A 12297-nucleotide genomic window follows, 5' to 3' on the forward strand; every position below is an offset into this window, starting at 1 on the left:
CGCTTCTTTTATCGGATTATAAAAGCCCCAGGGAGGGATTTTGATGAAGGTTGTGGATTTACGGAATATTTTTGCAAACTGCAATGATACGCTGATTGAGGTCAACGATCATTTTATTTATTATGCAGAAGAAAAGCAGGAGGAAGGGCACAACAATCTTTTTTTGCTGGAATACAATCGGGACACCCAGCGGGAGCGCATTTTATCCACCTATTTTTTAAATAACCCAACCTTTGTCCAACATTATTTCAGCTTTCCGGATGACATTATCATTTTGCTGGAATCCGGTGGAAGCGAGGCGTGGATTCTGCGGGTGGACAAGCACACTGGGGAAGAAAAAAATCTGGTGCGCCTGGGCCTGGTGGGGGAGTGCTCCGACTGCGCGGCACTGGACGAAAGCCACCTGATTCTTTATACAAGGGAAAACGAAAAGCATACACGCTTGTTCCGGGAATACAAGAAACGCACGGGCTGTTCCAAAATGGCCTACCTTTATGACCTGAACGACGAAACCTACTTTTTTATTCATGACCCCCGCGTCTGCATGGCAGACAGCAGCGGGCTGATTGGATATGAATCGGAGGGGGAAAAGCAACTTTTGATGCTTCAGCCCCACGGAACCGAGGCAGAAAAAGAGAAATACTACCATGACCGGCGCTGGGTGGGGGACAGCATCTGCGACCGCGTGTGGCTTTGCCCGCTGTTTGACTTTATTGTTTCGGTCAAATCGGGCGAGGAACGCGCACCGTTTGAACTTTTACTAAGCGCCGACACCGAAGGGCTGGTGCGGTATGCCGGCATGGATGAGGAAAACCTTTATTTCCGCGCCCGGTACTTTCCGGCAAACGACCAGCGGCTCTGCGCTGTACATAAGCAGTCCGGCAAAAAATGCGTGGTGGCTGAACTGAATTTGGGCCAGGGGGAGCGTCCGGCTTCGTTTTGCATTGACATGGAAACGGGCCACGCCTACCGCATCCGTGAAGCAGAGGATACCTGGGAGGTGGATGGCGTGCTGAATTCCGTTGTGCACGCCTCGTACAGCAAAGAGCTGGGTGAGTTTACCGCCTGTGTGGACGACCGCTTCATCATTGCCCGCTATGTGCTTGCCGACGACACGGATTCGTTTGAGTTCAACTCTATTTACGATGTGCAGACGGGCGAACAGAAAAGCTTTGAATGCCGCTGCATGGTAAAAGGGAGCACAGTCGTGCTCTATTGAATCCCACAGTAAAATCAGCTGCATATACTGTGGACTGAAAAATACAGAAAAAACACCTTCCGCCAATGGCGGGAGGTGTTTTGCTGTTTGGAATCATTTATTTGCTTGATGAGGTCGAAGAAGCAGCCACGGCGGAGGAAGAAGATGCACTGGAGGATGCTGCCGCAGAAGAGGCCGCTGGAGCCGCAGTGGAAGAGGTCGGGGTGACGAACATCGAAGGTTTATAGGAATCAATTGCAGACTGGTTAACCTTTGCCTTGTTGTACTCCTTTGCTTCCTTTTCGATGGCGTCCGTGAATTCCTTTATTTTCATGGAAGACAGTATGGAATTGCGGTTGTCGCCGGAAAGATACTCGGAAGTCTTCTTGGTAATATCGCCTTTTGAAACCAGAATGTATACGCCGGAGGAGGTCAATTCCGCCGCCTTGGTTTCTCCGTTTTTCAGGGAAGTAAGGACTGTTTTGAAATCTGCCGGGAAACTGCTGCTGTCATTGAGTATCATGGTGGCGGTGTGCAGCTGCTCATCTGTCTGTTTCGAACTGGTCTTGTAGGCGTCGGCCGCCTGCTGCATGGTCATTTTGCCGGAATTGATGTCGGAGGCGTAGCCTTCAAACTCCTTCTTCAGGGCGGCCTTTTCTGCGTCGGTCAACTCGGCATAGCCGCTGTTGGAATTCGCTTTGTACAGCGGAGCTACTACGTAGGAAAAGTCGGTGTAATTCGATTCAAAATAGGATTTCAGGTCGGCGTCCGAAACCTCTTTTTTGCCGCCCTTCCCATAAAGTGCGTAAAACACCTTTTCGAATTTGGCGTAAAATTCGGGGCCGGCGATGCGGTAGGAGTTTTTGGAAATTCCGTATTGTTCCAGCGTAGAGCTGTACTGGCTCCACTGGGATTCAGCAGAGTCGGAGACGTTTTTGGTTTCCGCATCCGTCAAGGTAAGGTTAAGTTCCTTCATCTTGTCGTTGATGACAAACAACTCTTTGATGTAGGTCAGTGCTTTGTCTTTAATCCAGGCTTCGGCGCTCTGGTTGTCGATGGTTTGCTCCAACACCGGCTTGGAGGTGTCCTTAACCGAGTAACTCGCGGTTTGATACGCGGTGTTCAGGTAGTAAATATAGGTGCCGATGGGGGCGGTAAACGAATCGGTTTTCATCGCCCAGCTTTTGTCGCCGGAGCAGCCCGCAGCACCGGCCAGCATAGCAACGGCAAGCAGAGATGCGACCGCTTTTTTCATAAATTTCATTGTTAAGGTCATCCTTTCACAGAGCGTTCAAACCCTGTTTTTTCAAACTTTGTACTCCAAAATATTTTGTTATGTGGAAATTATACTCTTTAAATATAATTTTGTCCATCGTTCCGGAATTTTCGTTTGGAATTTTTTAACCTTCGTCAATCTTTTTTGTTCGTGGTTTCTAGTCCAGCAGATCCCCCGGCTGTGCTGTGAATGATGTTCAGAACCTCGGTCAAGGTATCCAGCGGGGTTGCACCGGGATGAATTTTTACGCTGATGTACGGTTTGGCACCGGCGTTGACCATGACGCGCGAGCGCATGGCGCCAATCAACTCGCTGACCTGTTTCATGTCGATCTCGTTCTTATAAAGGAACAGGGTGTCGCCGTTCTGCTTGATTTCATAAATGCCAAGCGAGGAGGCAAGGTTGCGCAGCAGGGCGATTTCGATTAGGCCGTTTACGCTTTCGGGCGGCTCCCCGAAGCGGTCAATCAGTTCGTCCGTTACGTCGAGCGCGTCCTCGCGGGTGCGGATGTCCGCAATGCGGCGGTAAATTTCAAGCCGCTGATTGAGGTTGGAAATGTAGTTTTCCGGAATATGCGCCTGTACCTGCATGTCGACCAGGCATTCCGAATCGTATTGGGGTGGATTTTCGCCCTTTTCCCGGCTGATGGCCTCGCTGAGCAAGTGAAGGTACATATCGTAGCCGACGGCTTCCATGTGCCCGTGCTGCTCCCCGCCCAGAATATTGCCGGCGCCGCGGATTTCCAAGTCGCGCATTGCAATTTTAAAACCGGAGCCGAATTCTGTGAATTCGCGGATAGCGGAAAGGCGTTTCTGGGCCACTTCGGAAAGAACCTTGTCACGCGTAAAGGTTAGGTAGGCGTACGCACGCCGGTTGGAACGACCTACACGCCCACGAATCTGGTGCAGCTGGGAAAGACCCATGTGGTCCGCATTTTCAATAATGAGCGTGTTGGCGTTCGGCACGTCCACGCCGGTTTCAATAATGGTAGTGCAGACCAGAACGTCGATTTCATGCTCGATGAGGCGGCGCCACACTTCGGAAAGTTCCTGTTCGCTCATTTTGCCATGGCCGAAGCCTACGCGCGCTTCTGGAATGTCTGCCTGAATTCTGGAAGCGACGCGCTCAATGCTGGCCACATCGTTGTGCAGGTAATACACCTGCCCGCCTCGGCGCAGTTCGCGTCGGATGGCTTCGTTAATCAGCCCCTGGTCGTGTTCCAGCACATAGGTCTGCACTGGGTGGCGGTCATGCGGTGCTTCGTCGATGACGCTCATGTCGCGGATACCGGAAAGCGCCATATTCAGGGTGCGGGGAATCGGGGTAGCGGAAAGCGTAAGGATGTCCACATTTTTGCAAAGATCTTTCAGACGTTCCTTCTGGGCAACGCCGAAGCGCTGTTCCTCGTCGATGATGACAAGACCGAGGTCGCGGAATTTCACGTCCTTGGAAATCAGGCGGTGGGTACCGATAATCATGTCGATTTCCCCACGCTTTAAGCGGCGCAGAATTTCCTCCTGCTGCTTGGGCGTGCGGAAACGGGAAAGCAGTTCAATCCGCAGGGGAAAGCCCTCCATGCGTTTGGTGACAGTTTGGTAATGCTGCCAGGCCAGAATCGTGGTGGGCACCAGCATGGCACACTGCTTGCCGTCCGTCATGCATTTGAACGCGGCGCGCAGGGCGACCTCGGTCTTGCCGAAGCCAACGTCCCCACACAGCAGACGGTCCATGGGGGCCTGGCGTTCCATATCGCTCTTAATTTCCTCAATGCAGCGGAGCTGGTCTTCAGTTTCTTCAAATTCAAAATGGGATTCAAAATCACGCTGCCATTCGTTGTCAGGCGGGAAGGCATGGCCCACCGCCTGCATCCGTTCGGCGTACAGCTTGATGAGCTCCTTTGCCATGTCTTTGACGGCAGCGCGCACACGTGCTTTGGCCTTCTGCCATTCTGTTCCGCCAAGCCGGTTCAGCTTGACCGTGGAATCTTCGCGCGGGCCGATGTATTTGGACACCATGTCCAGCTGTGTAACGGGGACGTACAGGGTATCCTTTTTGGCGTAGCGCAGCTTGATGTAATCTTTGACGATGCCCTGCATTTCCAGCTTGTGAATTCCTTCGAACACGCCGATGCCGTGGGTGGCGTGTACCACGTAATCGCCAGGGGCAAGGTCCGCAAGGCTGTAAATTTCCTGGCTGTTCTTGCTGCGCTTGGCTTTTTTGGGCTTCATGCCGGCCAGCCGGCCATGGGTAATCAGGCCGAAAAACGCACCGGGATATTCCAGCCCAGCGGAAAGGGCGCCGGGCGCGACCACAACGGAACCGCGCTCTACGGTTTCCGGGTGTTCCACATAGGTTGCGGGAATGCCCTGTGCCCGCAGATCTGCGGCAACGGTCTGGGCGCTCCGCTCGGTGCCGGCCAGTACAACACAGCCCCATTTGTTGAACAGCATGGCCTGCAAATCTTCTGTAAGAAGCTGCATGCTTCCGCCCCACACGGAAAGCTGGCGCACGGTAAAGTTAATCAGCGTCTGCACCGGGGTGTCATAGCTGCCGCGCACAAACGTGTCCATAAAAATGGTGCGGGAATGCGCCATCCGGTCGACGGCAGCCGTCCAGTCCTCGCTGTATTGGTCCAACCCGCGGCAGAGCGTTCCGTCTGCCAAATAGTCTTTCAGGTCTTCGCTCCACTGCCAGAGCGTGCCGCGCATCCGTTCCTTGGATTTCGCTGGCTCGCTGACGAACAGGAGCGTGTCGGGATCCATATAGTCGAACAGCGTGGCGGTGCTGCTGTACAGCATGGTGATGTATTTGTCCGCACAGTCCAGATGCAGGCCGTTTTCCAGCTTTTCTGCCTGTGCCGCCAGCACAGCTTTCGCGGCGGGAGCGGTTTTACCGCGCAGGGTGGAGGCGTGTTTGGTGATTTTCTGCGCGAGCAGCGCGGGATTGTCAATCAGCACCTCAACCGAGGGGGTCAGGGTGATGTGGTCGATGGATTCGGTGCGGCGCTGAGTTTCCAAATCGAACAGGGAAATCGTGTCGATTTCATCGCCCCAGAATTCAATGCGGGCAGGGGAGGCGGCGTCCGGCGTGAAAATATCCAGAATGCCTCCGCGCTGGGAGTACTGGCCGGTGCCGTCAATCTGAACGGCGCGTTCGTAGCCGCAGGCGGTCAGCTCGTCCAGAACCTGCTGCATGGTGATGCTATCCCCGGTTTTCAGGGTAAACGTGCGGCGTTTCAGCTCGTCCGGCGGAATCGTATATTGCAGCGCGGCGTCCATACAGCACACAACGGCGTCGCACAGGCCGCTCTGAATGCGCTCCAGGACCTGAAGGCGCTGATGCTCGTATTCGTGGCTGCTAGAGGCCGTATCGCGGAAATTAAAATCACGTACGGGGTAAATCAGGGGATGCATCCCCATGGCAGAAAGGTCTTCGCACAGGCGGGAGGCTTCGCTTTCTTCCCCGGCAACGACAAAAGCCCTGCAGCCTCGTTTGGCGCAGAGCGAATAAATCAGATTGGCTTTGTGAATTCCGGACAGCCCGGTAACTCCGGCCGGAAGTGAGCCGCTTTCAACCGCCGCCTCCAGACTTTTAAATTCCGGAAGTCTGCTGACGGCGCTGGTGAGAAATTTCATGATGTACTCCATATCCAGTCAGTGGACAATGAACCGTGAAACCTAGGCGGGAAACCGCCGGAGCGGCGCTTCGCGCGCTAATTCAAACAGCCATCGACGTTCCCGAATGTGGTTCATTGCTTTATTATATGCGGAAAAATCAGGAATTATATTGGTTCATGGCTTCGGCGGCACGGCCCTGCACCATCAGCTCAACGGAAGCGCACGCATGCTCAATAGCTTCGTTCAGCAGCTTGAGTTCCTGCGGGGTGAACTTTGAAAGCACCCAGTCCGCCAGGTCCCATTCCGGGCTTGGCTTGGCGCCGGTGCCGAGCTTAATGCGGGGGAACTTATCCGAACCGCTCAGGTAGATGATGTTTTTCATACCATTTTGCCCGCCGTCGCTGCCTTTCAGGCGAATTCTCATACGGCCGGGCGGCAGAGAGATATCGTCGTACAGAATGATGGTTTTTTCAGGGGGGAGTTTGTAAAAGCTCATGGCTTCCGTAATGCTCTGCCCACTCAAGTTCATATAGGTAGAAGGTTTGAGCAGCAGCACCTTTTTTCCGCCGATGGAGGCGAACCCGCACAGCCCCTTGAACTTGATGCGATCAACGGACGCGCCCGCCTGTTCTGCAATGTAATCCAGCGCCATAAATCCGGCGTTGTGGCGGGTGCCTTCGTATTTGCTGCCGGGATTGCCCAAACCGGCAACGATATATTCCACCGGGCCGGACGGTTCGGTGGAAAAAGACTTTGCGGAAGATTTTGAAAATAGATTCTTTAACATAAAAGGACTCCAAACTCAGCGTTCTGTTAACAAGTCCGTAGTATCCTGCTGACAGGACCGGAAAAATTCGGCCTTCTGCGAAAAACACGGAAAGCCGGGTAAAGGAATAAGGCGGGACAGCAGCCTGCCCCACCCATTCCGATTAAATTAAACTGTGAATCAGACAAACATGGGGGAAACCGGTTTGTCTTCGTAAATGCGCTCAATCGCTTCTGCAAACACCGGAGCGACCGGCAGCACAGTGATGTTCGGAAGAGCCTTTTCTTCCGGCAGCGGAACGGTGTCGAGCAGCACCACTTCCTTGAGGGGGCTTGCTTTAATACGGTCGATGGCCGGGCCGGAAAGAACCGCGTGCGTTACGCAGGCGTTGACTTCCTGAGCGCCCTTTTCCATAATGGCCGCCGCGGCGTTGCACAGGGTGCCGGCGGTGTCGATCATATCGTCGACCAGAATAACTTTCTTATTCTTTACGTCGCCGATGATGTTCATCACTTCACACACGTTGGCTTTCTGGCGACGCTTGTCCACAATGGCAAGCGGGCAGCCGATGCGTGCGGCAAAGTTGCGTGCACGGGTAACAGAGCCGAGGTCGGGGGACACAACCACGTAATCGTCCGTTTGGCCGCCGACTTTTTCTTTCAGATAGGAGGAAAGAAGCGGTGCACCGAGCAAATGATCCACGGGAATGTTGAAGAAACCCTGAATCTGCGGAGCATGAAGGTCCATCGTTAGCACACGGTCCGCTCCGGCGGTGGTGATCAGGTCGGCAACCAGCTTTGCACTGATCGGGTCACGGGCCTTGGCCTTGCGGTCCTGCCGAGCGTAGCCGAAGTACGGCATAACAGCGGTGATGCGAGCCGCGGAAGCGCGCTTCATGGCATCGATCATAATCAGAAGTTCCATCAAATTGTTGTTGACCGGCGCGCAGGTGGACTGAACAATAAAGCAGTCTGAGCCGCGAACGGATTCGAAGAGTGAAACTGAGATTTCACCATCACTGAAGGTGCCAACCTCGCTTTTGCCCATAGGCAACCCCAAACACTCCGCAATCTGTTTTGCTACGCGCTGATTGGAATTGGCAGCAAAAATCTTAATGTCTTTGCCGTGGAAATTCATTTGCATATCCCCCTGTATTCTGTTTTCGGAATAATATAATCGAAATTGCGCGTACCGTTCCTCACTTTAAAACGGTAAACGGCGCAATGGATTGGCCTGGCTCGATAGTGCTGCCGTCACAGTGAACCGAGTTCAACGTGACGCAGTCGCCGATTTGGCTGTCGCGGACATAAGTGTTCGGGCCAAGGATACAGCCGCCGCCAACGGTGGTTTTGCCCTGCAGAATGGTGCCGGGCAAAATGCAGGTGCCGCTGCCGATGGTGACATCCGGGCCGATGATAATGCCGTCGCGGCATGGAATTTCGACTCCTTCCGCCATATGGGCGCAAAGAATCTGCTCGCGCGCAATGGAATTGAGCGCGTTTAATTGCAGGCAGTCGTTCGCACCCAGAACGGTACGGGCGTCTCCTGTAATATGTGCGTTTGCTTTTTTACCGGCTTCAATCAGCAACCGGACGGCATCGGTGAGGTAATACTCACCCTGCGCGTTATGATTATTGATACGGGACAAAATTTCGAGCAGATCGTCGGTTTTAAACCAGAACGCGCCCGAATTAATTTCCCGGATAGAAAGCGTTTCGGGGTCGGCGTCTTTCTGTTCCACAATGGCGCGGATAAAATGGGTTTCTGGGTCGCGCACAATGCGGCCATACCCGGTGGGGTCATCCAGCGCAGCAGAAATCACGGTGACGGAATTTCCGCTTTGCACGTGGTCATCCAGCGCTTCGCGAATTACGGCCGGCGTAACGAACGGAGCGTCGCCGTTTAAAATGAGGACATTCCCGCCGCGGTGGGAAGAGAGAAAGTCTGCAGCCATCATGACGGCATGACCGGTTCCCTTGCGCTCTTTCTGGAGCACGTGAAGCACGTTCGGACGGTCCGGGCAGGACGCATTAAGCCCTGCAAGGTACTCTTCCACCTTTTCGTGCATGTAACCGGCAACCACGCAAATGGACTCCACTCCGGCGCTCTGCGCCGAATCGATCACCCACTGGAGCATCGGTTTGAACAGAACCGGTGACAGCACCTTTGGTCGGTTGGACTTCATCCGCTTTCCTTCGCCGGCGGCAAGAATTACTGCACAGTTTTGATCTGGCATTGTATTTCCTCCGTGAAAGAATTTCTATATTGTTCGATTCAAAGTACGGAAAACTGTCATATAAGATAACAGTTTGAAAAGCTTTTCTAAAATTTTTAACCTGCATTTTTATAGCCAAAATAAAAACGCGGGAAATTGGTTACTATATCTATTATCTCATAAGAATTCGATTTTTCAAGCTAAAATTGTATTTTTAAAAGTGTTTTGTTCAAGATACTCTGTTTTATTCGGATTTCTTTGAAAATGTCAGTCGCTTTTATTCAAAAAAATATAGCATTTGCCATTTTTATTTGCTATAATATTCTCTGAGCGATTTGATGCATTATAAGAAATACGATGCTCGCGTAAAAAACTAAATATTTTTAGGAGGTATTTCCGAATGGGCCACAAATATGTTTACCTTTTCTCTGAAGGTAACAAGGACATGAGAGAGCTGCTCGGCGGCAAAGGCGCAAACCTTGCTGAAATGACGAGAGCGGGCATGCCGGTACCACAGGGCTTCACCATCACCACAGAAGCCTGCACACAGTATTACAAGGACGGCCGCCAGATTAACGATGAAATTCAGGCGCAAATCTACGAATATCTTGCCAAGATGGAAGAAATCTGCGGTAAGAAATTTGCCGATGTTAACAATCCTCTGCTTGTTTCCGTACGTTCCGGCGCACGTGCTTCCATGCCGGGCATGATGGACACAATTTTGAACCTTGGTTTGAACGACACGGTTGTCGAGGGCCTTGCGAAAAAGACCAACAACCCGCGTTTTGCATATGACTCTTACCGCCGCTTTATCCAGATGTTCTCTGACGTTGTTATGGAACTCTCCAAGAAGAGATTCGAAGAGATCATCGACGCCAAGAAAGCGGAAAAAGGCGTAAAGCTGGACACCGAGCTCGACACCGAAGACATGAAGGATTTGGTAAAGAGATTTAAGGCTTTCTATAAAGAAGAAAAAGGCGAAGACTTCCCGTCTGACCCGAAGGTTCAGCTGATGGAAGCCGTTAAGGCTGTTTTCCGTTCCTGGGATAACCCCCGTGCAAACGTTTACCGCCGCATGAACGAAATTCCTTACGACTGGGGCACTGCTGTTAACGTACAGTGCATGGTGTTCGGTAACTCCGGCAGCAAATCCGGTACAGGCGTTGCGTTTACCCGTAACCCGGCGACCGGCGAGAAGGCGCTATTCGGCGAATACCTCATCAATGCTCAGGGTGAAGACGTGGTTGCCGGTGTTCGTACACCGTCCCCGATTAGCCAGCTGAAGCAGGACATGCCTGAAGTTTATGAGCAGTTCGCACAGATTGCGAACCGCCTCGAAAATCATTATAAAGACATGCAGGACATGGAGTTCACCATTGAAGACGGCAAGCTCTACATGCTGCAGACCAGAAACGGCAAGAGAACCGCAGCCGCTGCTTTAAAAATTGCGGTTGACCTGGTTGCCGAGGGTATGATCGACAAGGAAGAAGCGGTTCTCCGCGTGGAACCGAAGCAGTTGGATGCTCTGCTGCACCCGCAGTTTGACGCAGCTGCTCTGAAGAAAGCACAAGAAATCGGCAAGGGCCTTGCCGCTTCCCCGGGCGCTGCCTGCGGCCGTGTGGTATTCTCTGCGGAAGACGCAAAAGAATGGCACGCAAGAGGCGAGAAGGTTGTCCTCGTCCGTTTGGAAACCTCTCCGGAAGACATTGAAGGTATGGCAGTCGCAGAAGGTATCCTCACCGTTCGCGGCGGCATGACCTCCCACGCAGCAGTTGTTGCGCGCGGCATGGGCACCTGCTGTGTATCCGGCTGCGGTGAAATCACCGTAAACTACGAGAAGAAGCAGTTCACCCTTGGTGGCAAGACCATTAAAGAGGGCGACTATATTTCCATCGACGGCATCACCGGCAAGATTTATGCGGAAGCGATTCCGACCGTTGACGCAAGCATTTCCGGCGACTTCGGCACCTTCATGGCTTGGGCCGACTCTGTCCGCAGACTGGAAGTTTACACCAACGCAGATACCCCGCGCGACGCAAAGCAGGGCCGTGAGTTCGGTGCACAGGGCATTGGTCTGTGCCGTACCGAGCACATGTTCTTCGAAGCAAACCGTATTAAGGCAATGCGCGAGATGATCGTTGCAAAGACCACCGAAGAGCGCGAAAAGGCACTGGCAAAGATTATGCCTTACCAGCAGGGTGACTTCGAAGGTCTGTACGAAGTAATGGAAGGCCGTCCGGTTATTATCCGCTACCTCGATCCGCCGCTCCATGAGTTCCTCCCGACCAAGGAAGAGGACATCAAGGAAATTGCAGGCGAGCTCAACATTACCGTGGAAGAGCTGAAAGATGTTATCTCCAGCCTGCACGAATTCAACCCGATGATGGGTCACCGCGGCTGCCGTCTGGCTGTTTCCTATCCGGAAATTGCAAAGATGCAGACCACTGCCGTCATCAACGCGGCTATCGCCGTCAACAAGAAGCATCCTGAGTTCAAGACCGAACCGCGCATCATGATTCCGCTGGTTGGCGAAGAAAAAGAACTCAAGTTTGTTAAGGATATTGTTACTTCCACTGCGGATGCCATCATCAAGGAAACCGGCGTGGATCTGAAGTATCAGGTAGGCACCATGATCGAAATCCCGCGTGCTGCCCTGACCGCTGATGAAATTGCAAAGCATGCGGAATTCTTTAGCTTCGGCACCAACGACCTGACCCAGATGACCTTTGGCTTCAGCCGTGACGATGCTGGCAAGTTCCTCGGCTACTACTATGACAACAAGATTTACGAGTCCGATCCGTTTGCTCACCTTGACCAGAACGGCGTTGGCAAGCTCGTAAAGATGGCGGTTGAGCTTGGCCGCAAGACCAGACCCGACATCCACCTCGGCATCTGTGGCGAACACGGCGGCGACCCGACTTCCGTTGAGTTCTGCCATTTCGCTGGCCTTGATTATGTATCCTGCTCGCCGTTCCGCGTGCCGATCGCACGTTTGGCTGCTGCACAGGCTGCTGTAAAGGAAAAAAGAGCAAAATAATTTTCCTTTCCGTTTAAACAGAAAGTGAATCTGGAGCCCGGAAGTTTGTATGGTTTTCCATGCAAATTCCGGGCTCTTGTTTTATTACCGGACTTTTCCGGCAACCGGCTTGAAAAGTTTACGCAGAAAGTAGTACAATAGAGTCATTCCAGATGGACGGTATTCGTTCCGGATGGAACGAGGAAAAG

At 52.7% G+C, this 12297-nt stretch carries 7 protein-coding genes; 2 read left to right on the top strand and 5 right to left on the bottom strand.

What is annotated here, in order from left to right:
- Positions 1-43: 43 nt before the first annotated feature.
- A complete protein-coding gene (locus ACSVDI_RS01900; RefSeq protein WP_457944333.1) occupies positions 44-1219 on the top strand; it encodes a hypothetical protein in 1176 nt (391 codons plus the stop codon).
- A gap of 97 nt (positions 1220-1316) precedes the next feature.
- Here ACSVDI_RS01900 and ACSVDI_RS01905 read toward each other — a convergent pair whose 3' ends face one another.
- The 5 genes from ACSVDI_RS01905 to ACSVDI_RS01925 all read right to left on the bottom strand — a co-directional run bounded on the left by ACSVDI_RS01905 (position 1317) and on the right by ACSVDI_RS01925 (position 9093).
- Positions 1317-2462: a hypothetical protein gene (locus tag ACSVDI_RS01905; protein ID WP_457944335.1), complete on the bottom strand. Its 1146-nt coding sequence runs from the start codon at positions 2460-2462 to the stop codon at positions 1317-1319.
- Between the two features lie 146 nt (positions 2463-2608).
- Complete coding sequence (gene mfd, locus ACSVDI_RS01910; protein ID WP_457944336.1) at positions 2609-6109, bottom strand: transcription-repair coupling factor; 3501 nt, start codon at positions 6107-6109, stop codon at positions 2609-2611.
- A 139-nt stretch (positions 6110-6248) separates the two neighbouring features.
- Positions 6249-6878, bottom strand: a complete 630-nt coding sequence (gene pth, locus ACSVDI_RS01915; RefSeq protein WP_457944337.1) for an aminoacyl-tRNA hydrolase — start codon at positions 6876-6878, stop codon at positions 6249-6251.
- 159 nt (positions 6879-7037) lie between these two features.
- Positions 7038-7994: a ribose-phosphate diphosphokinase gene (locus ACSVDI_RS01920; RefSeq protein ID WP_457944339.1), complete on the bottom strand. Its 957-nt coding sequence runs from the start codon at positions 7992-7994 to the stop codon at positions 7038-7040.
- Between the two features lie 61 nt (positions 7995-8055).
- Complete coding sequence (locus ACSVDI_RS01925; protein ID WP_457944341.1) at positions 8056-9093, bottom strand: sugar phosphate nucleotidyltransferase; 1038 nt, start codon at positions 9091-9093, stop codon at positions 8056-8058.
- Between the two features lie 379 nt (positions 9094-9472).
- On the opposite strand from ACSVDI_RS01925, the gene ppdK reads away from it, so the two are divergent.
- Complete coding sequence (gene ppdK / locus ACSVDI_RS01930) at positions 9473-12109, top strand: pyruvate, phosphate dikinase (protein ID WP_457944342.1); 2637 nt, start codon at positions 9473-9475, stop codon at positions 12107-12109.
- The last annotated feature ends 188 nt before the right edge of the window (positions 12110-12297 follow it).

This window comes from Caproiciproducens sp. LBM24188 (assembly GCF_054130445.1).